This window comes from Citrobacter sp. Ce129, from assembly GCF_030334545.1.
Classification (GTDB): domain Bacteria; phylum Pseudomonadota; class Gammaproteobacteria; order Enterobacterales; family Enterobacteriaceae; genus Citrobacter; species Citrobacter europaeus.
This window is the reverse complement of record NZ_JAOWDS010000074.1, coordinates 49726-69383: the sequence shown is the minus strand read 5'-3', so window position 1 is coordinate 69383 and position 19658 is coordinate 49726. Positions and strand designations below refer to the sequence as shown.

Here is a 19658-nt window from a genome sequence, read left to right as displayed (position 1 = left end):
TCCTTATTTACGGTTGGCCAGCATGGCGGTCAGCTTTTCAGCCCAGGCTTTCGTTTCCGGTAAATCGCATACCGGCTGGCTGTAGTGCCCACGGTTATCCGGCGCAACCGGCGTGGTCGCATCAATAATTAACTTGTCGGTAATCCCCGCCGGGCTGGAACCCGGATCAAGTTCCAGCACCGACATATTCGGCAGTTGCACCAGATCTCCCGCCGGATTGACCTTCGAAGACAGCGCCCACATCACCTGCGGCAGGTTGAACGGGTCAACATCCTCATCAACCATAATCACCATTTTCACGTAACCCAGGCCATGCGGCGTCGTCATTGCGCGCAGCCCCACCGCGCGGGCAAAGCCGCCGTAACGTTTTTTGGTTGAGATAATCGCCAGCAAACCGTGGGTGTACATGGCGTTTACCGCCTGCACTTCCGGGAATTCAGCTTTCAGCTGTTGATAAAGCGGTACGCAGGTTGCAGGACCCATCAGGTAGTCAATCTCCGTCCACGGCATCCCCAGATACAGCGATTCAAAGATCGGTTTGGTGCGATAAGAGACTTTATCGATACGCACGACGGTCATGTTACGTCCACCGGAATAGTGACCGGTAAACTCACCAAACGGACCTTCGATTTCACGTTTACGGCTTTCAATGACCCCTTCAAGGATCACTTCTGACCCCCAGGGTACGTCAAAGCCGGTGAGCGGTGCGGTAGCGATCGGGTACGGACTTTCACGCAGCGCCCCCGCCATTTCGTATTCCGACTGATCGTACTTCAGCGGCGTAGCTCCCATCAGGGTGATGATCGGATCGTTACCCAGCGTGATGGCGATCGGCAGATCTTCACCACGTTCTTCGGCTTTATGCAGATGCAGCGCAATATCGTGCATCGGCACCGGTTGCAGACCAAGCTTGCGCTTGCCCTTGACTTCCATACGATAGATGCCGACGTTCTGTTTGCCAAAATTGTCAGGATCCAGCGGATCGCGCGACACCACGCAGGCTTTATCAAGATAAAAACCCCCGTCGCCATCGTTGAGGCGAAACAGCGGCAGAATATCAAACAGGTTGATCTCATCACCATCAACACAGTTTTCAGCCCACGCAGGGTTGGCACGACGCTCCGGCGTAACCGGAAATTTATCCCAACGGCGGATAAACTCATCAATCTGTTTTTTCACCGGGGTATTTGGCGGCAGACCTAAAGAGATGGCGTGATTCTGCCACGAGCCGATGGTGTTCATCGCCACGCGGGCGTCGGTAAATCCACGAATATTGTCAAACCACAGCGCCGGGGCGCCGTCGCCAATACGCCCGGTTGCGTTGGCCGCCGCCGCCAGATCCGGCTCGGCGTTGACCTCTTCACTGATTTTCAGCAGTTGTCCCTGGTCGTCCAGCGCCTGCAAAAAGCTGCGCAAATCATCAAATGCCATTATTCATTCTCCTGTGCAAAATTCTGCGCCTGTCGTAATCCCTGCCAGCGACGGGCGTTGGGGTGTTCCAGACCAAACTGATCGAGCACGCGAGCCACAATGTGCTGCGTGATGTCATCGACCGTTTGCGGGTGGTTATAAAACGCGGGCATCGGGGGAACCATCGCGACGCCCATGCGGGAAAGCGCGAGCATGTTTTCCAGATGAATGGTGCTAAGCGGCATTTCACGCGGCACCAGTACCAGCTTGCGCCCTTCTTTCAGCACCACATCAGCGGCACGCCCTACCAGTCCTTCCGCGTAGCCTGCACGAATACCGGCCAGGGTTTTCATACTGCAGGGGATAATGATCATGCCGTCAGTACGAAACGACCCGGAGGAGATGGTTGCCGCCTGGTCTGCCGGGTTGTGGCAAAAATCGGCCAACGCAGACACCTCGCGGACGCTGTACGGCGTTTCCAGTTCAATTGTGGTTTTGGCCCACTTTGACAGCACCAGATGAGTTTCCACCCCCGGCATTTCCCGCAGCGCCTGCAGTAGCGACACGCCAAGCGGTGCGCCGGTTGCCCCGGTCATTCCTACAATCAATCTCATGCAACCCTCAAATTTGTTCGTGTACGAACATTTTATCAAAATACTCCCTCGATGCATTTCGGGCAAGAGCAACTCGCACTGATTGCTAAAGCAGCAATGGTTAAACTATGACGCGTTACCCGTTATGATAGAGACTGACAGAAATCCCGGAGTTCTCATGCGGTTACGAAATACAGCCTTCCACCTTTTACGCCAGCTTTTTCAGCATCATACGGCTCGCTGGCAACATGAATTACCGGATCTGACCAAACCACAGTATGCGGTGATGCGCGCCATTGCCGAACAGCCCGGCATTGAGCAGGTTACCCTGACCGAGGCAGCAGTCTGTACCAAAGCGACGCTTGCGGAAATGCTGAGCCGGATGGAAAAACGCGATCTGGTCAAGCGTGAGCACGATCCAGCGGATAAGCGTCGGCGGTTTGTTTATTTAACCGCGCAAGGAGAGGCATTACTGGCCAGCGCCACTCCGTTAGGCAATAGCGTGGATGAGGAGTTTCTGGGGCGATTATCCGATGAAGAGCGTGAGCAGTTCACTCGTCTGGTGAGTAAGATGATGAACTAATCTGCCGGATGGCGACATAAATGTCTTATCCGGCCTACAAAGTCCAGCTCCCCGTAGGCCTGATAAACGCAGTGCCATCAGGCAACAAACATAGAAAAAGGCCAGTCCCAATGAGACTGGCCTTTCTTGATAGAACTTGTGCTTACTCGCGGAATAGCGCTTCGATATTCAGCCCTTGAGTCTGCAGAATTTCACGCAGACGACGCAGACCTTCAACCTGAATCTGGCGAACACGTTCACGAGTGAGACCAATTTCACGGCCCACATCTTCCAGTGTCGCAGCTTCGTACCCCAGCAGACCAAAACGACGTGCCAGCACTTCACGCTGTTTGGCGTTCAGTTCGAACAGCCATTTGACGATGCTTTGTTTCATATCATCGTCTTGCGTGGTGTCTTCCGGACCGTTTTCCTTTTCATCGGCCAGAATATCCAGCAACGCTTTTTCGGAATCGCCACCCAGAGGGGTGTCTACCGAGGTAATACGCTCGTTGAGTCGGAGCATACGGCTGACGTCATCAACCGGTTTATCCAGTTGTTCAGCAATCTCTTCTGCGCTCGGTTCGTGGTCCAGTTTATGCGACAACTCACGCGCGGTACGCAGATAGACGTTCAGCTCTTTTACAATGTGAATCGGCAGTCGGATCGTACGGGTTTGGTTCATAATCGCCCGTTCGATCGTCTGGCGGATCCACCAGGTTGCGTATGTTGAGAAGCGGAACCCGCGTTCCGGGTCAAACTTCTCGACTGCACGGATAAGTCCCAGATTGCCCTCTTCAATCAGGTCCAGCAATGCCAGACCACGATTGCCATAACGACGAGCAATTTTCACCACCAGACGCAGGTTACTTTCAATCATGCGACGGCGGGATGCGACATCCCCACGCAGTGCGCGACGCGCAAAATAAACTTCTTCTTCGGCTGTTAACAGTGGTGAATAACCAATCTCACCAAGGTAAAGCTGAGTCGCGTCCAACACACGCTGTGTGGCCCCCTGCGATAACAGCTCTTCTTCAGCCAGGTCGTTATCACTGGGTTCCTCTTCACTCAAGGCTTTTTCATCAAAAGCCTCTACTCCGTTCTCATCAAATTCCGCATCTTCATTTAAATCATGAACTTTCAGCGTATTCTGACTCATAAAGGTGGCTCCTACCCGTGATCCCTAACGGAACTAGCACGTGAAAGCCTGGTTCCGCCGAATTATCGCTGCGGTAAATAACGCAGCGGGTTTACGGATTTCCCCTTGTAACGAATTTCAAAATGCAAGCGTGTTGAACTGGTTCCGGTGCTACCCATGGTAGCTATTTTCTGCCCCGCCTTGATTTCTTGTTGTTCCCGGACCAGCATCGTATCGTTATGGGCGTAGGCGCTCAGGTAATCATCGTTATGTTTGATGATAATAAGATTACCGTAACCACGCAGCGCATTACCGGCATAAACGACGCGTCCATCTGCGGTCGCGACAATAGCCTGTCCTTTGCTGCCTGCAATGTCGATCCCTTTATTGCCACCTTCGGTAGCCGCAAAGTTTTCGATCACTTTGCCGTCAGTCGGCCAGCGCCAGGTAGAGATTGGCGAGCTTGTCGACGTTGAGCTTGCAGTTGATTCGGTTGCGCTAACTGCTGGAGCCGTTACAGGCGCTGTGACCACGGTCCCAGCAGGCTTGTTGTTCGGCAACATTTTATTAGCACTTTGTTCACCTGAATCCTCAGAATACGTAATTGTTGGTTTCGAAGCAACAGCAACGGTGGAATTTTGTGCAGGGTTGGTCACAACTCCTTGCTGTGCTGCATCCGCCTGGGTGATGGCATTTCCACCGGTAATCGGTGCGCCAGACGCGTTGCCCACTTGCAGAGTTTGACCGACATTCAGGCCATACGGGGCCGGAACGTTATTGCGTTGTGCGAGGTCACGGAAATCGTTCCCGGTGATCCAGGCAATATAAAAAAGGGTATCGCCTTTCTTAACAGTATAGGTACTGCCGCCCGTGTAGCTACCTTTCGGAATATTCCCATACTTGCGGTTGTACACAATACGACCGTTTTCCATCTGTACAGGCTGTTGTGCGACAGGCTGGATTTGCGTTGGCTGCGTGGTTGGTTGCTGCACCGGCTGGATCTGCGGCGTCTGCTGTACTGTCGACGTCGAGCCCATTTTAGGCGGAGGTGTAATCAGCATGCCGGAACTGGTGTTCGTAGATGAACTGCCGTCAACGGAGCTGACTGGCGCTGGTGGATTCGAGGTGTTAGAACAACCTGCCAGCCATAATGAAACCAGTGACAATGCCGCAATACGGCGAACGGTAAATTTTTGGCTTCCCGCGCTCATTTATCCCCCAGGAAAATTTGGTTAAAACCAGTGACGTAATCACCGTGCAAAGCATCGACACGATACGCTGACTAATTCCAGAATATCCAGGAAAACTCCAGGTATTCAGAGCCAGTATCTACGCAAGCTCCCCCTTCACAAGGGGAACGAAACGTACGGCCTCCACGGTATCGATAATAAATTCGCCTCCCCGACGACGCACCCGTTTCAAAAACTGGTGCTCATCGCCCACGGGTAAGACGAGAATGCCGCCCTCATCCAACTGCATCATCAATGCGGTTGGGATCTCGGGCGGCGCTGCCGTTACAATGATAGCGTCAAACGGGGCTCGCGCCTGCCAGCCTTGCCATCCATCACCATGACGGGTCGAAACATTATGTAAATCAAGCTGCTTCAGGCGACGACGTGCCTGCCACTGCAAACCTTTAATGCGCTCAACGGAGCACACATGATGCACCAGGTGCGCCAGAATCGCCGTCTGGTAGCCAGAGCCTGTACCAATTTCCAGCACCCGGGACTGCGGCGTTAGCTCAAGCAGTTCGGTCATCCGCGCAACCATATAGGGCTGCGAAATCGTCTGCCCCTGGCCAATCGGCAGAGCAATATTGTCCCAGGCCTTATGTTCAAACGCCTCATCAATGAATTTTTCACGCGGCACGGCGGCGAGCGCATCGAGAACAAGCTCATCTCTGATGCCCTGCGCACGTAATTGTTCAAGAAGAGTGTGTACGCGTCTGCTTACCATTGCGTGTCGGCTCCCACGCTGTCTAACCAGTCAGAAACCACCTCATGCGCGCCGTATGCGGTTAAATCGACATGCAGCGGCGTGATGGAAACATAGCCTTCATCGACGGCGGCAAAATCCGTATCCGGCCCGGCGTCGCATTTTTCACCCGGCGGCCCGATCCAGTACAGCGTATTACCGCGCGGATCCTGCTGTGGAATCACCTGATCCGCCGGATGGCGACTGCCGCAGCGGGTGACGCGAATTCCTTTAATTTGATCCAGCGGTAAATCCGGCACGTTGATATTCAAAATGCGACCGGTGCGCAGCGGTTCACGGCTCAGCGCCCGTAAGATACGACAGGTTACTGCGGCAGCAGTATCGTAATGTTTATGCCCATCGAGCGAGACAGCCAGCGCAGGGAACCCCAGATGACGACCTTCCATCGCCGCCGCAACGGTACCGGAATAAATAACATCATCACCCAGATTAGGACCCGCGTTAATACCAGAAACGACAATGTCCGGACGCGGACGCATTAACGCGTTTACGCCCAGATAGACGCAATCGGTAGGCGTACCCATTTGTACGGCGATATCGCCGTTATCATAGGTAAACGTGCGAAGTGAGGATTCCAGCGTCAGCGAGTTAGACGCGCCACTGCGGTTACGATCCGGGGCAACCACCTGTACGTCAGCAAACTCACGCAGCGCTTTCGCCAGCGTTTGTATACCGGGTGCGTGGACCCCATCATCGTTACTCAGCAATATACGCATAATCACCCATTGTGTTAATAAGTTCCCTTACAACACTGGTGGCGAAGCTACCTGCCGGTAGCCAGAAGCGTAACTCAACGGTTACATCATCCCACCAGTTCCAGCTTAATTGTTGTGGATACAGCAACATAGCGCGACGCGACGCGTCGACTTTCTCGCGCAATAACAGAGACTGCAGCGCGGTTTCATCAGCAATAGCGGCTTCTTCAAACGCCAGCGCGTCGCGCTGAGTTCCCCACTCACCGCTGCCCGGTAATGCCGCTGTTACCATCAATTCTTTCTCATCGACGCGACGCTGTAATTCAGTTTGTTCTTCCAGTGTGGCGACAAACCAGCTTCCACGTCCCGACAATTGTAGCGCATCGCCGTCAACAACTTGATTAAAGTCTGTTTTTTTCAAGCGTTCACTGACTATCTGATTAAACAACGCGCTACGGGCCGCCGACAACCAAAAACTGCGTTTATTGCGATCGCGCACCGGCGCATCGCTTTGCGCCCAGCGCAGCGCCCCTTGCAGGTTGCTGCCGCCGATACCAAAACGCTGAGCGCCAAAATAGTTCGGTACGCCGCGCTCGCCAATCGCCTGTAAACGCGCTTCAACGTCATTGCGCTCGCTCACTTCACGCAGCACCAGCGTAAATTCGTTGCCCTTCAGCGCCCCTAAACGCAGCTTACGCTTGTGACGCGCGTACTCCAGCACTTTACAGCCTTCAAGCTCAAATTTGCTTAAATCAGGCATCGCATTGCCGGGGACGCGTGCGCACAGCCACTGTTCCGTAACCGCATGTTTATCTTTCTGCCCGGCAAAGCTTACTTCACGGGCGTGAATTTTCAGGAACTTCGCCAGCGCGTCAGCCACAAAACGGGTATTACAGCCGTTTTTCAGGATGCGCACCAAAATGTGCTCGCCTTCGCCATCCGGTTCGAAGCCTAAATCTTCGACGACGACAAAGTCTTCCGGATTCGCTTTCAGAACGCCATGGCCCAGTGGTTTACCATGGAGATACGTCAGATCTTCAAACGCAGTCATTTCGTTGCCTTAATGAGTAACGCCACCGCTTCACAGGCAATCCCTTCCCCACGCCCGGTAAAACCGAGTTTTTCCGTGGTGGTCGCTTTCACGTTAACATCATCCATATGGCAGCCGAGATCTTCGGCAATAAACACGCGCATCTGCGGAATGTGCGGCAGCATCTTCGGCGCCTGAGCAATAATCGTCACATCCACATTACCAAGCGTATAGCCTTTGGCCTGAATACGCCGCCAGGCTTCACGCAATAATTCACGGCTATCTGCACCTTTAAAGGCCGGGTCGGTATCCGGGAAGAGTTTACCGATATCCCCCAGCGCCGCCGCGCCCAGCAGAGCATCAGTTAGCGCATGTAACGCCACGTCGCCATCAGAATGCGCCAGCAATCCTTTTTCGTATGGGATGCGTACACCACCAATGATAATTGGGCCAACTCCGCCAAAAGCGTGTACGTCGAAACCGTGTCCAATTCGCATTATGCCTTCTCCTGATATACACAGCATCCTGCAGGCTGCCTCGTTGCAGCGTGAAGGATGAGGTGTCTAGATAGTTCGGGTCAGATAAAATTCCGCCAGCGCCAGGTCTTCCGGGCGAGTGACTTTGATGTTGTCAGCGCGTCCTTCAACCAGTTGCGGATGAAAGCCGCAATATTCCAGCGCCGAGGCTTCGTCCGTAATGGTTGCGCCTTCGTTGAGCGCACGGGTCAGGCAGTCGTGCAACAGCTCACGAGGGAAAAACTGTGGCGTCAACGCATGCCATAAATCGGTGCGATCGACCGTATGAGCAATGTCTGTTCGGCCCGGCTCCGCGCGCTTCATCGTGTCGCGTACGGGCGCCGCCAGGATCCCGCCGGTGCGGCTGGTCTCACTTATTGCCAGTAAACGGGCTAAATCATCCGGGTGCAGGCACGGACGCGCGGCATCATGCACCAGTACCCAGTTGGCTTCCCCTGCGGCTTGCAAACCGGCAAGGACAGAATCAGCACGCTCGTTGCCGCCATCCACTACGGTAATTTGCGGATGCGCAGCGAGTGGAAGTTGGGCAAAGCGGCTGTCGCCTGGGCTGATAGCGATGACGACTCGCGTCACCCGGGGATGAGCCAGCAGCGCATCAACCGAGTGTTCAAGAATGGTTTTATTGCCAATAGAGAGGTACTGCTTAGGACACTCTGTTTGCATTCGGCGGCCAAACCCGGCAGCCGGCACCACGGCGCAAACGTCCAATAAAGTGGCTGCCATGTTAAATCCCTGGACGGTTTATCGATTGTTTTGCCCTGCAGTCTGAGCGCGTTTAGACGCGTCAGGCACCAGACGATAAAAGGTTTCGCCCGGCTTAGTCATGCTGAGTTCGTTACGCGCACGCTCCTCGATAGCCTCTTGTCCACCATTGAGGTCGTCAATTTCGGCAAAGAGCTGATCGTTACGCGCTTTAAGTTTCGCGTTTGTAGCTTGCTGCGCAGCAACATCATCGTTGACGCGACTATAGTCATGTATGCCGTTCTTACCGAACCACAGCGAATACTGCAGCCAGACTAATAAAGCCAGCAACAGCAGCGTTAGTTTACCCATCCTGCCCCCTGAAAAACGGCATTAACATCCCATAACTTCCGCAGACGACTTTACATCAACGGGCGGGAATGCCGCGACAACGCGGGCAAATGTACCACATTTTCCCGTTGTTACGTATACCCCGTGTAAGGAGAACATAATCTCATTGTTGGTTACGGTTTGAATTATGGCCAGAGAGTGAACAACCGCGGCGATTATGCGAAATTGACGTGAGCTTAACCCAATAACCATAAAAATAGTGCGCCAAACATAGCCCCAACCACCAGCAGGGTACAGGTAATGCTCAGCAACAACCGTCCTTTTAATAGCGAGTGCAGGGCAATACCCGCGACGATCGCCACGGGCAACAATGCGAGGAAAAAGGGCCAGGTATAAATAAAGAAAAACAGTGTATTAGGGCCATACATCAGACACGGAAATCCCAGCGCCAGCAACCACGCTGCAAATCCGACCACGGCCCCCGGAAGTGACCAGGTGGTTTCGTCGTCGGCAGCGAAGGTATCTGACTCTGTAATAGTAATGTTATGGCTGTTACGCATATCTAATCCTGTGACCGTGACTGACCGGGCATACAAGCTCGGGTGTCTCAGGATCTGATAATATCTTCCTGCCTCAGCAGGTCTAATAATTGGGGTACCAAATTTGTTACCAATTGTTCACCATCAAGATGAATCTCTGGCGATTCAGGCGCTTCGTATACTGAGTCAATTCCGGTGAAATTGCGCAACTCCCCCGCCCGCGCTTTTTTATACAGCCCTTTTGGATCGCGTGCTTCACACGTTGCTAATGGCGTATCGACAAAAACCTCAATAAAACGCCCCTCTCCCACGCGCTCACGGACCATTTGTCGCTCGGCGCGATGCGGAGAGATAAAAGCGGTCAACACCACCAGACCGGCATCGACCATCAGGTTAGCCACTTCGCCAACCCGACGAATATTCTCCTTGCGGTCGGCATCGCTAAACCCGAGATCGCTGCACAGACCGTGACGCACGTTATCGCCATCCAGCAGATAAGTGCTCACCCCCAACTTATGCAGCGCCTCTTCCAGCGCCCCTGCTACCGTGGATTTACCGGAACCAGACAGCCCGGTAAACCACAGCACAACACCACGATGACCGTGGCGTTGTTCCCGCTGTTGCGGTGTAACAGGATGGGCATGCCAGACGACGTTTTCGTCATGCAACGCCATTATTTGCCTCCCAGCAGATCGCGCGCACCCCAGTGTGGGAAGTGGCGACGCACCAGCGCATTCAGCTCCAGTTCAAACGCGCTGAACTGAGAAGCGGCAGCCTGCTCCTGAATGATAGGCTCGCGCACCAGCCCCGCGCCAACGGTAACGTTGGTCAGGCGATCAATGATAATCAGCCCACCCGTAACCGGGTTCTGCTGATAGGTATCCAGCACCAGCGGTTCATCAAACGTCAGATTAACCAGACCGATGCCGTTTAGCGGCAGCGCTTCAACGTCACGTTGAGTCAGGTTATTAATATCGACCTGATACTGCACGCTATCAACGCGTGCGCGAGTCTTCTTGCCTGCAACTTTGATGTCATAGCTCTGCCCTGCCGACAACGGCTGCTCCGCCATCCACACCACATCAACGGCAGCGCTTTGTACCGCTGGCAATGCTTCACCGGCATCAAGCAGCAGGTCGCCCCGGCTGATGTCGATCTCATCTTTCAGCACCAGGGTGATTGCTTCGCCTGCATGCGCTTCCTGTAAATCGCCATCAAAAGTCACGATCCGCGCCACGCTGGACTCAACGCCAGACGGCAGCACTTTGACGCGTTGCCCGACCTTCACGCTACCGGAGGCCAGCGTCCCGGCATAACCACGGAAATCCAGATTCGGTCGGTTCACATACTGCACCGGGAAACGCATCGGCTGAGTATCAACAATGCGCTGGATCTCAACGGTTTCCAGCACTTCCAGCAGCGTCGGACCGCTGTACCACGGCATGCTGGCGCTTTGCGAAGCCACGTTGTCGCCTTCCAGCGCAGAGAGCGGCACAAACCGGATATCCAGGTTACCCGGCAGTTGTTCAGCAAAAGTAAGATAGTCTTCGCGAATGCGATTAAATGTCTCCTCGCTAAAGTCCACCAGATCCATTTTGTTGATCGCCACCACCAGGTGTTTGATCCCAAGCAACGTAGAGATAAAGCTGTGACGACGAGTCTGATCCAGCACGCCTTTACGCGCATCGATCAGCAGGATCGCCAGGTCGCAGGTCGACGCCCCGGTCGCCATGTTGCGGGTGTACTGTTCATGGCCAGGAGTGTCCGCAATAATAAATTTACGCTTCTCGGTAGAGAAATAACGGTACGCCACGTCGATAGTGATGCCCTGCTCGCGCTCGGCCTGCAAGCCGTCAACCAATAACGCCAGATCGAGCTTTTCGCCCTGAGTACCGTGACGTTTACTGTCGTTGTGCAGCGATGAAAGCTGATCTTCATAAATCTGACGCGTGTCGTGCAGCAGACGGCCAATCAGGGTACTTTTCCCGTCATCCACGCTACCGCAGGTTAAAAAACGCAGCAGACTTTTGTGTTGCTGGGCGACCATCCAGGCTTCAACGCCGCCTTCATTAGCAATTTGTTGTGCAAGTGTCGTGTTCATGGCGGCTCCTTAGAAATACCCCTGACGTTTCTTCAGCTCCATGGAGCCCGCCTGGTCGCGGTCAATCACGCGCCCCTGACGTTCACTGGTGGTTGAGACCAGCATCTCTTCGATGATTTCCGGCAGCGTCTGCGCATTCGACTCCACCGCGCCTGTCAGCGGCCAGCAACCAAGCGTACGGAAACGCACCATGCGCTTTTTAATCACTTCCCCAGGTTGCAGATCGATTCTGTCGTCATCAATCATCATCAGCATGCCGTCGCGTTCCAGCACCGGACGCTCCGCCGCCAGGTATAGCGGCACGATGTCGATATTTTCCAGCCAGATGTACTGCCAGATATCCTGTTCAGTCCAGTTAGAGAGCGGGAATACGCGAATGCTTTCGCCCTTGTTAATCTGCCCGTTGTAGTTGTGCCACAGCTCCGGGCGCTGATTTTTCGGATCCCAGCGATGAAAACGATCGCGGAAAGAGTAAATGCGCTCTTTAGCACGCGATTTCTCTTCGTCGCGACGAGCACCACCGAACGCGGCGTCAAAACCGTATTTGTTCAGCGCCTGCTTCAACCCTTCGGTTTTCATAATGTCGGTATGCTTGGCGCTACCATGGACAAACGGGTTGATGCCCATCGCCACCCCTTCCGGGTTTTTATGCACCAGTAGTTCACAGCCGTAGGCTTTCGCCGTGCGGTCACGAAACTCGTACATCTCGCTGAATTTCCAGCCGGTATCAACGTGCAACAGGGGGAACGGCAGCGTACCAGGATAAAACGCTTTGCGCGCCAGATGCAGCATTACGCTGGAATCTTTGCCGATGGAATACATCATCACCGGATTAGAAAACTCGGCGGCCACCTCACGAATGATATGGATGCTTTCCGCTTCCAGTTGCCGCAGGTGGGTAAGTCGTTTTTGATCCATAACCGTTCCTATGTAATGCCGTTATTTTGCTAACGATGCTCAGATAACCTGACTATAGGGAGGGCAAGGAGGCGAATGAAATTACGAATTGGAATGAGTAGTTCCTCAAAGGAATAACGATCTGGAAAAGCAAATATCAAAAAGTGCTTAAGCTACCGAATTTAGGGCATTTAGGAGCAAATGAAATTGTTTTACCTCGATCACGGTTTCATACTAGCGGCTGAAAATTTTTGCTTGGTATTTAAGGACTCACTATGTTTTCCGCATTGCGCCACCTGACTACCGCCCTGGCGCTCGGCGCGTGCTTCATCCTTCCCGCACAGGCAACATCCTCCAAACCTGGAGATATCGCAAATACCCAGGCTCGATATATCGCAACGTTTTTCCCAGGCCGCGTGACGGGATCTCCGGCAGAAATGTTATCTGCTGATTATATACGTCAGCAATTTCAACAGATGGGCTATAGCAGCGATATTCGGACGTTTAATAGCCGTTATGTTTATACCGCTAAAGATAACCGTAAAAACTGGCATAACGTAACGGGAAGCACCGTTATTGCAGCACATGAAGGTAAAGCGCCGCAGCAGATTATTATCATGGCGCACCTCGACACCTACGCCGCACAAAGCGACGCCGATTCAGATGCCAATCTGGGTGGACTAACCCTGCAAGGTATCGACGACAACGCTGCCGGTGTTGGCGTGATGCTGGAACTGGCGGAAAAACTCAAAAACGTACCGACGCAATACGGCATCCGATTTATCGCCACCAGCGGCGAGGAAGAAGGCAAACTGGGCGCGGAGAACATTCTGAAGCGAATGAGCGCTGCAGAGAAGAAAAACACGCTGCTGGTTATCAATCTCGATAACCTGATTGTCGGCGATAAGCTCTATTTCAATAGCGGTAAGAAAACCCCGGAAGCGGTGCGAAAATTGACGCGCGACCGGGCGCTGGCTATCGCGCACAGTCGCGGTATCGTTGCCAGCACCAATCCAGGTCTGAACAAAGACTATCCGAAAGGCACTGGATGTTGTAACGATGCAGAAGTCTTCGACAACGCGGGCATTTCCGTTCTCTCCGTTGAAGCGACCAACTGGAACCTGGGCAAGAAAGATGGCTATCAACAGCGCGCCAAAAGCGCCTCGTTCCCGGCAGGCAACAGCTGGCACGATGTGCGACTGGATAACCAGCAGCATATCGATAAAGCGTTACCGGGCAGGATAGAACGCCGTAGCCGCGACGTGGTACGCATTATGCTGCCGCTGGTAAAAGAACTGGCAAAAGCGGGTAAATCCTGAAGAAGTGGTCCGGTAGGATGTAAATCTTACCGGACCACTTTCCTGTTACCCTTCGTGCAGTCCGCACTCGCGCTTCAATCCGAAGAAACGCGTCTCTTCTTCCGCCATTCCCGGTTCCCATTTGCGGGTGGTGTGGGTATCACCGACTGACAGATAGCCCTGATCCCACAACGGATGGTACTTCAGTCCGTGTTTTTGCAGATACTGGTAAACCGTACGGTTATCCCAGTCGATGATCGGCAGCACTTTAAACACGCCGCGCTGGATAGCCAGCACCGGCAAATGCGCTCGACTGCCCGACTGCTCGCGGCGCAGACCGGCAAACCAGGTTTGCGCATGCAGGTCCTGTAGCGCCCGGTTCATCGGCCCGACCTTGTTGATGTCATTGTATTTCTCAATGCCTTCAACGCCCTGCTCCCATAGTTTTCCATAGCGCGCTTCCTGCCAGGCGGCACTCTCTTTTGCCCGGTAGACTTGCAGATTAAGCTTGAGCTTGTCCGTTAACTCATCAATAAACTGGTAGGTTTCCGGGAACAGATAGCCAGTATCGGTGAGGATCACCGGGATATCCGGGCGAACCTGATTTACCAGGTGCAGGCTTACTGCTGCCTGGATCCCAAAACTTGATGACAGAACATATTCACCAGGCAGGTTTTCCAGCGCCCACGCCACGCGATCCTCGGCGCTCAATTTTTCCAGTTGATCGTTGGTTTGCGCCAACGCCATAACGCGTTCAACTTTCGGCAGCTCGTTCAACGCGTTGAGATCGAGTTTGGACATAAATTCCTCGCTGTTTGCCTTGCCTGATGGCGCTACGCTTATCAGGCCTACAAATTCAGTAGACCCGATAAGTCAATTTCACATTATTCCCAGAAATCCCGGGCAGGATCGAGCACCGGGCGAATAATGCCCGCACGCACCGTAAAGTCACCGAAGCCTTCACCCGCTTCGCGCTCTTTCGCCCAGCGCCCAATCAGTTCATCCAGCGATGCCAGAATTTCCGGCTCGGTGATGTTCTCTTTAAACATCCGGGGAATGCGAGTTCCGATACGATTGCCCCCCAGATGCAGGTTGTAACGTCCGGGTGCTTTACCCACCAGACCAACTTCCGCCAGCATCGCGCGGCCGCAGCCGTTCGGGCAGCCGGTAACACGCATGACAATGTTTTCATCACTCAGGCTGTGCTTCGCCATCAGCGTGTCGATGTTGTCGATAAACGTTGGCAGGAAACGCTCGGCTTCCGCCATCGCCAGCGGACAGGTTGGGAACGAGACGCAGGCCATCGAGTTTTCACGCTGCGGAGTTACCGCGTTCATTAAGCCACTCTTCTGCGCAATCTTTTCGATCTTCGCCTTTTCACTCTCAGGAACACCGGCAATGATCAGGTTCTGGTTCGCGGTAATGCGGAACTCGCCTTTGTGGATCTTCGCGATCTCAAGCAGACCGGTTTTCAACGGTCGGCCCGGATAATCGAGGATGCGTCCGTTTTCAATAAACAACGTCAGATGCCATTTATTGTCGATACCTTTCACCCAGCCGATACGATCGCCGCGACCAGTGAACTCGTACGGACGGATCGGCTCAAACGTGATCCCCGCCCGGCGCTCAACTTCAGCTTTAAAGGTCTCTACGCCTACGCGTTCCAGCGTGTATTTGGTTTTCGCGTTTTTACGATCGGTACGGTTACCCCAATCACGCTGCGTGGTCACCACAGCCTCCGCCACGGCCAGCGTATGCTCAAGCGGCAGATAACCAAACTCGCTTGCCGTACGGGCATAGGTTTTCTTGTTGCCGTGCTCAATCGACAAACCACCGCCCACCAGCAGGTTAAAGCCCACCAGCTTGCCGTTTTCCGCAACCGCCACAAAGTTCATGTCGTTGGCGTGCAGATCGATGTCGTTCTGCGGCGGGATTACCACGGTAGTTTTAAACTTACGCGGCAGATAGGTTTGACCGAGGATCGGCTCTTCATCGGTGGTCGCGACTTTTTCCTGATCCAGCCAGATCTCTGCATAAGCGCGGGTGCGCGGCAACAGGTGCTCGGAAATTTTCTTCGCCCATTCATAGGCTTCGGCGTGCAGCTCAGATTCATACGGATTCGAGGTGCACAGCACGTTACGGTTCATGTCATTGGCGGTCGCCAGAGCGTCAAGCCCGACTGAATGCAGCATCTGGTGTACCGGTTTCACGTTCTTCTTCAGAATGCCGTGAAACTGGAATGTCTGACGGTTGGTCAGACGAATGCTGCCGTAAATGGTGTTGTCATGGGCGAACTTATCGATCGCCTGCCACTGTTTGGTGGTGATCACCCCACCCGGCAGACGACAGCGCAGCAGCATGGCGTGGCGCGGCTCCAGCTTTTGCTCGGCACGTTCGGCGCGGATATCGCGGTCATCCTGCTGGTACATACCGTGAAAACGGATCAGCAGGAAGTTGTCGCCTTTAAAACCGCCGGTCAGACCGTCATTTAAATCTTCGGCAATGGTACCGCGCAGGTAGTTGCTCTCAACCTTCATGCGCTCAGCATCAGTCAGTTTGCCTTCGACCACCAATGGTCCTGGATGTTTTTCGCTCATTAGTAGACATCTCGCTGATAACGGCGCTCAATGCGCAGCTCACTTAAAAATTCATCCGCCGCTTCGATATCCATACCACCGAATTCGGCAATCACTTCCAACAAAGCCTGCTCAACGTCTTTCGCCATACGATTGGCGTCGCCGCAGACATAAATGTGGGCACCGTCATTAATCCAGCGCCACAGTTCCGCGCCCTGTTGGCGCAGTTTATCTTGTACGTAGACTTTTTCTTTTTGATCTCTGGACCAGGCGAGATCGATACGACTCAGTACGCCCTCTTTGACGTAACGCTGCCATTCCACCTGATACAGGAAATCTTCGGTAAAGTGTGGGTTGCCAAAAAACAGCCAGTTTTTGCCTTCGGCTCCGTCAGCCGCACGCTGCTGCATGAATGCACGAAACGGCGCAATACCGGTGCCAGGTCCAATCATGATCACCGGCGTCTGCGGGTTCGCCGGCAGGCGGAAGTTATCGTTGTGTTCAATGAACACGCGAACTTCACCTTCTTCATCTACACGATCGGCAAGGAAGCTGGACGCGCCGCCTGCGCGGGCACGACCTTCAATGTCATAACGCACCACACCCACGGTAACGTGCACTTCGCTTTCCACTTCCGCCTGGGAAGAGGCAATGGAGTACAAACGCGGCGTCAGCGGGCGCAGAAGATCAACCAACGCCTGGGCATCCAGTTGCGCCGGAGAGAAGCGCACCATATCGACGATGGGCGTGGTTGCGGCGTAATGCTGCAACTGCGCTTTGTCACCCACTAACGGCAGCAAAGTTTCGCTGCGGGTCAAGGTGGCATAATTTTCTACGATATTGCCGGTGTTGACCGTCAGTTCGAAGTGCCACTCCAGTGCTTCGGCGAGCGGCAGGGTTTTGCCATCAACCGTGACCGGTTCATCCCCTTTCAGCCACAGCAGTTCTACCAGCTCTTTGACCAAAGCCGGATCGTTTTGATACCAGACACCCAATGCATCGCCCGGCTGATAGCGCAGGCCGGAATCGCCTAAATCAATCTCAATATGGCGCACATCTTTTTCAGAGTCGCGGCCGGTAATTTTCTGATTCACCGCAAGCGACGCCGTCAGCGGCGCTTCTTTGGTATACGGACTGGTGTGTACTTCGTTTACCGCACCGCTCGCGGCAACTTGCACAGACGATGCCGCAGGCGCACGTGCTTTCAGGACATCAACCAGACGGGCACGCCACTGGGCAGCCGCGGCCTGGTATTCAACATCAGCGTCGACGCGGTCAAGCAGACGTTCACCGCCCAGCTCAGCCAGTTTCGTATCAAAGTCTTTTCCTGACTGACAGAAAAACTCGTAAGAGGTGTCGCCAAGACCAAACACGGCAAAAGCGGTGTTATCGAGCTTCGGCGCTTTTTTCGAGAACAGGAATTTATGCAACGCCACGGCTTCTTCCGCCGGTTCACCTTCCCCTTGCGTCGACGCCACCACGATCAGCAGTTTTTCATTGGCGATTTGTTTGAATTTATAGTCGCCAGCGTTGATGAGAGTGACGTTGAGCTTCGCGGCGATCAGATCATCGCGCAGGGCTTCCGCCACACGACGCGCATTACCGGTTTGCGAGGCGGAGATAAGCGTAATACCCGGCATTTGAGCGGCAGGCGCTGGTGACGCCGTATTGCTGCCTGGCTGCTGATTCAGCACGCCCCAGAAATAGCCAGAAACCCACGCAAGCTGTGCGGGAGTGAAATCGGTCGTGGCCGCCTGAAGGCGTGCCAGTTGCTCCGGGTTTAGCGGTAGCAAAGCGGAAGGTGGGGCCTGTGTCGTCATGCGTTGTCATGTTCCAGTAAGCAAAGCGGATTTCAGCAATAAAACCCAAACTGAAGATAAGGTTAACGGCGGGGATAGTAACAATTAAAGAAGTGATGGAAATAACAAATAACCAAATGGACTAACCTGTTTTAGTTATAGTTATTAACAGCAAAATCGATTTAATAAGCATTTGATATATAAATAGTTATTGAACATTATCTTTATGAATGGATTGTTCTGATACTCTGCGCCCTTTTAACTAATGATAAAATTTGCTCTTTACGGTACCCTACGGCGGTTTTTCGCATTCTTGAGAGTAAATAATGTCCACCACCTTGTTTAAAGATTTCACCTTCGAAGCCGCTCACCGCCTGCCACATGTACCGGAAGGGCATAAGTGTGGCCGCCTGCATGGTCACTCATTTATGGTGCGTCTTGAAATTACCGGTGAAGTCGATCCGCATACCGGTTGGATTATGGATTTTTCTGAGTTAAAAGCGGCGTTTAAGCCGACGTATGATAGGCTTGATCACTACTATCTGAACGATATTCCAGGCTTAGAAAACCCAACCAGTGAAGTGCTGGCAAAATGGATTTGGGATCAGGTAAAACCGGTTGTCCCTCTGCTGAGTGCCGTAATGGTGAAAGAGACCTGCACAGCGGGCTGCGTGTATCGCGGCGAGTGATTGTAGCCTTGACGGATGGCGAAACGTCTTCTCCGGCCAGCAACGAACAACAAACTCTGGCCGGGTAAGCGAAACGCTCCCGGCACAGTTATCAGGCAATATTCAGATATTTATGGGTTTGCATCGACAGACGCCAGTTTCGCGCAATACAGGTATCAATGCACAAACGCGTCGCATCCTCTTTCTGGCTGATTGGCTGTAAGGCGATGATTCGTGGTTTGTCGTCACTCAACGTTGCCAGCAGTTCATCCAGCGCTTCAATATCGCGAACGCGACCAACCGGATGTTTGATTTCATTCGCGCGCTCCAGCGCCTGCGACAGCACATCATAACCACCGCGCATATTCACCTTCGGCGATACGGTTACCCAGGTATTCGGCGTACAGCGTACTTCGTGGGTACCACTGGTCTCAATCTGGCAGCTAAAGCCGTTCTTTTCCAGCAGGTCAGTCAGCGGCATCAGGTCATGAATGCAGGGCTCGCCGCCAGTGATCACCACGTGACGGGCGGTATAGCCCTGACGCAAAATGACCGCCAGCAGATCTTCGCTGCTCGCCGCGCCCCATTTGTCGCTCTCTTTAGTCTTGGCCAGGATGCTGTACAGGGAGACTTCCCGATCCTCAAGCTTATCCCAGGTGTGTTTGGTATCGCACCAGGCACAGCCAACCGGGCATCCCTGTAAACGAATAAAAATGGCGGGGACGCCGGTAAAGTAGCCCTCGCCTTGCAGGGTCTGGAACATCTCGTTAATCGGGTACTGCATAGCGCTCT

21 protein-coding genes are annotated in these 19658 nt (G+C 53.6%); 3 read left to right on the top strand and 18 right to left on the bottom strand.

Annotation, left to right across the window (positions count from 1 at the left end; genetic code table 11):
* Positions 1–3: 3 nt before the first annotated feature.
* Positions 4–1431 carry a non-oxidative hydroxyarylic acid decarboxylases subunit C gene (locus OGV77_RS23090; protein WP_003825816.1) on the bottom strand — a complete coding sequence of 476 codons (1428 nt, stop codon included), beginning with the start codon at positions 1429–1431 and terminating at the stop codon, positions 4–6.
* On the bottom strand, positions 1431–2024 hold the full coding sequence (locus OGV77_RS23085; protein ID WP_043017381.1) for a non-oxidative hydroxyarylic acid decarboxylases subunit B: 594 nt from the start codon (positions 2022–2024) through the stop codon (positions 1431–1433). The genes OGV77_RS23090 and OGV77_RS23085 overlap by 1 nt, the downstream gene beginning before the upstream one ends.
* 157 nt (positions 2025–2181) lie before the next feature.
* Between OGV77_RS23085 and OGV77_RS23080 the strand changes: the two genes are divergently transcribed.
* A complete protein-coding gene (locus tag OGV77_RS23080) occupies positions 2182–2586 on the top strand; it encodes a MarR family winged helix-turn-helix transcriptional regulator (protein WP_080626161.1) in 405 nt (134 codons plus the stop codon).
* A 142-nt stretch (positions 2587–2728) separates the two neighbouring features.
* On the opposite strand, the gene rpoS is transcribed toward OGV77_RS23080, so the two are convergent.
* The 12 genes from rpoS to cysD all read right to left on the bottom strand — a co-directional run bounded on the left by rpoS (position 2729) and on the right by cysD (position 12546).
* Entirely contained in the window at positions 2729–3721 is a 993-nt protein-coding gene (gene rpoS, locus OGV77_RS23075; RefSeq protein WP_000081498.1) for an RNA polymerase sigma factor RpoS, read from the bottom strand.
* Between the two features lie 62 nt (positions 3722–3783).
* Entirely contained in the window at positions 3784–4866 is a 1083-nt protein-coding gene (gene nlpD / locus OGV77_RS23070) for a murein hydrolase activator NlpD (protein WP_226791959.1), read from the bottom strand.
* A 163-nt stretch (positions 4867–5029) separates the two neighbouring features.
* On the bottom strand, positions 5030–5656 hold the full coding sequence (locus OGV77_RS23065) for a protein-L-isoaspartate(D-aspartate) O-methyltransferase (RefSeq protein WP_003034172.1): 627 nt from the start codon (positions 5654–5656) through the stop codon (positions 5030–5032).
* On the bottom strand, positions 5650–6411 hold the full coding sequence (gene surE, locus OGV77_RS23060; RefSeq protein WP_003825728.1) for a 5'/3'-nucleotidase SurE: 762 nt from the start codon (positions 6409–6411) through the stop codon (positions 5650–5652). The genes OGV77_RS23065 and surE overlap by 7 nt, the downstream gene beginning before the upstream one ends.
* Complete coding sequence (truD, locus tag OGV77_RS23055; protein WP_043017385.1) at positions 6392–7441, bottom strand: tRNA pseudouridine(13) synthase TruD; 1050 nt, start codon at positions 7439–7441, stop codon at positions 6392–6394. The genes surE and truD overlap by 20 nt, the downstream gene beginning before the upstream one ends.
* On the bottom strand, positions 7438–7917 hold the full coding sequence (gene ispF / locus OGV77_RS23050) for a 2-C-methyl-D-erythritol 2,4-cyclodiphosphate synthase (RefSeq protein WP_003034167.1): 480 nt from the start codon (positions 7915–7917) through the stop codon (positions 7438–7440). The genes truD and ispF overlap by 4 nt, the downstream gene beginning before the upstream one ends.
* Before the next feature lie 66 nt (positions 7918–7983).
* On the bottom strand, positions 7984–8679 hold the full coding sequence (ispD, locus tag OGV77_RS23045; RefSeq protein ID WP_047409074.1) for a 2-C-methyl-D-erythritol 4-phosphate cytidylyltransferase: 696 nt from the start codon (positions 8677–8679) through the stop codon (positions 7984–7986).
* An 18-nt stretch (positions 8680–8697) separates the two neighbouring features.
* Entirely contained in the window at positions 8698–9009 is a 312-nt protein-coding gene (ftsB, locus tag OGV77_RS23040) for a cell division protein FtsB (protein WP_003034163.1), read from the bottom strand.
* A 215-nt stretch (positions 9010–9224) separates the two neighbouring features.
* Positions 9225–9548 carry a DUF3561 family protein gene (locus OGV77_RS23035; protein ID WP_043017387.1) on the bottom strand — a complete coding sequence of 108 codons (324 nt, stop codon included), beginning with the start codon at positions 9546–9548 and terminating at the stop codon, positions 9225–9227.
* 47 nt (positions 9549–9595) lie between these two features.
* Complete coding sequence (gene cysC / locus OGV77_RS23030) at positions 9596–10201, bottom strand: adenylyl-sulfate kinase (RefSeq protein ID WP_043017388.1); 606 nt, start codon at positions 10199–10201, stop codon at positions 9596–9598.
* Positions 10201–11628, bottom strand: a complete 1428-nt coding sequence (gene cysN / locus OGV77_RS23025; RefSeq protein WP_043017389.1) for a sulfate adenylyltransferase subunit CysN — start codon at positions 11626–11628, stop codon at positions 10201–10203. The genes cysC and cysN overlap by 1 nt, the downstream gene beginning before the upstream one ends.
* A gap of 9 nt (positions 11629–11637) precedes the next feature.
* A complete protein-coding gene (gene cysD / locus OGV77_RS23020; RefSeq protein WP_003034152.1) occupies positions 11638–12546 on the bottom strand; it encodes a sulfate adenylyltransferase subunit CysD in 909 nt (302 codons plus the stop codon).
* Between the two features lie 254 nt (positions 12547–12800).
* Here cysD and OGV77_RS23015 point away from each other — a divergent pair, with 254 nt between their 5' ends.
* Positions 12801–13844 carry an aminopeptidase gene (locus tag OGV77_RS23015; RefSeq protein ID WP_043017390.1) on the top strand — a complete coding sequence of 348 codons (1044 nt, stop codon included), beginning with the start codon at positions 12801–12803 and terminating at the stop codon, positions 13842–13844.
* Positions 13845–13889: 45 nt separating this feature from the next.
* On the opposite strand, the gene cysH is transcribed toward OGV77_RS23015, so the two are convergent.
* The 3 genes from cysH to cysJ form a co-directional block, all read right to left on the bottom strand.
* Entirely contained in the window at positions 13890–14624 is a 735-nt protein-coding gene (cysH, locus tag OGV77_RS23010; RefSeq protein WP_075145697.1) for a phosphoadenosine phosphosulfate reductase, read from the bottom strand.
* A gap of 83 nt (positions 14625–14707) precedes the next feature.
* Positions 14708–16420 (bottom strand): assimilatory sulfite reductase (NADPH) hemoprotein subunit, encoded by a 1713-nt coding sequence (gene cysI, locus OGV77_RS23005; protein ID WP_047409056.1) that lies wholly within the window; start codon positions 16418–16420, stop codon positions 14708–14710.
* A complete protein-coding gene (gene cysJ / locus OGV77_RS23000; RefSeq protein WP_080626160.1) occupies positions 16420–18219 on the bottom strand; it encodes an NADPH-dependent assimilatory sulfite reductase flavoprotein subunit in 1800 nt (599 codons plus the stop codon). Before cysJ ends, cysI begins: the two co-directional genes overlap by 1 nt.
* Before the next feature lie 305 nt (positions 18220–18524).
* Between cysJ and queD the strand changes: the two genes are divergently transcribed.
* A complete protein-coding gene (gene queD, locus OGV77_RS22995) occupies positions 18525–18887 on the top strand; it encodes a 6-carboxytetrahydropterin synthase QueD (RefSeq protein WP_043017394.1) in 363 nt (120 codons plus the stop codon).
* Between the two features lie 91 nt (positions 18888–18978).
* Here queD and queE read toward each other — a convergent pair whose 3' ends face one another.
* Complete coding sequence (gene queE / locus OGV77_RS22990; RefSeq protein WP_043017395.1) at positions 18979–19650, bottom strand: 7-carboxy-7-deazaguanine synthase QueE; 672 nt, start codon at positions 19648–19650, stop codon at positions 18979–18981.
* Between the last annotated feature and the right edge of the window lie 8 nt (positions 19651–19658).

Coding starts and splice junctions, on each gene's coding strand:
- queE (WP_043017395.1), bottom strand. CDS start 19,650: ATGCAGTACCCGATTAACGAGATGTTCCAGACCCTGCAAGGCGAGGGC.
- cysH (WP_075145697.1), bottom strand. CDS start 14,624: ATGTCCAAACTCGATCTCAACGCGTTGAACGAGCTGCCGAAAGTTGAA.
- cysI (WP_047409056.1), bottom strand. CDS start 16,420: ATGAGCGAAAAACATCCAGGACCATTGGTGGTCGAAGGCAAACTGACT.
- OGV77_RS23015 (WP_043017390.1), top strand. CDS start 12,801: ATGTTTTCCGCATTGCGCCACCTGACTACCGCCCTGGCGCTCGGCGCG.
- cysD (WP_003034152.1), bottom strand. CDS start 12,546: ATGGATCAAAAACGACTTACCCACCTGCGGCAACTGGAAGCGGAAAGC.
- OGV77_RS23090 (WP_003825816.1), bottom strand. CDS start 1,431: ATGGCATTTGATGATTTGCGCAGCTTTTTGCAGGCGCTGGACGACCAG.
- cysC (WP_043017388.1), bottom strand. CDS start 10,201: ATGGCGTTGCATGACGAAAACGTCGTCTGGCATGCCCATCCTGTTACA.
- cysJ (WP_080626160.1), bottom strand. CDS start 18,219: ATGACGACACAGGCCCCACCTTCCGCTTTGCTACCGCTAAACCCGGAG.
- rpoS (WP_000081498.1), bottom strand. CDS start 3,721: ATGAGTCAGAATACGCTGAAAGTTCATGATTTAAATGAAGATGCGGAA.
- truD (WP_043017385.1), bottom strand. CDS start 7,441: ATGACTGCGTTTGAAGATCTGACGTATCTCCATGGTAAACCACTGGGC.
- queD (WP_043017394.1), top strand. CDS start 18,525: ATGTCCACCACCTTGTTTAAAGATTTCACCTTCGAAGCCGCTCACCGC.
- ispD (WP_047409074.1), bottom strand. CDS start 8,679: ATGGCAGCCACTTTATTGGACGTTTGCGCCGTGGTGCCGGCTGCCGGG.
- surE (WP_003825728.1), bottom strand. CDS start 6,411: ATGCGTATATTGCTGAGTAACGATGATGGGGTCCACGCACCCGGTATA.
- OGV77_RS23080 (WP_080626161.1), top strand. CDS start 2,182: ATGCGGTTACGAAATACAGCCTTCCACCTTTTACGCCAGCTTTTTCAG.
- OGV77_RS23035 (WP_043017387.1), bottom strand. CDS start 9,548: ATGCGTAACAGCCATAACATTACTATTACAGAGTCAGATACCTTCGCT.
- OGV77_RS23085 (WP_043017381.1), bottom strand. CDS start 2,024: ATGAGATTGATTGTAGGAATGACCGGGGCAACCGGCGCACCGCTTGGC.
- ispF (WP_003034167.1), bottom strand. CDS start 7,917: ATGCGAATTGGACACGGTTTCGACGTACACGCTTTTGGCGGAGTTGGC.
- OGV77_RS23065 (WP_003034172.1), bottom strand. CDS start 5,656: ATGGTAAGCAGACGCGTACACACTCTTCTTGAACAATTACGTGCGCAG.
- ftsB (WP_003034163.1), bottom strand. CDS start 9,009: ATGGGTAAACTAACGCTGCTGTTGCTGGCTTTATTAGTCTGGCTGCAG.
- cysN (WP_043017389.1), bottom strand. CDS start 11,628: ATGAACACGACACTTGCACAACAAATTGCTAATGAAGGCGGCGTTGAA.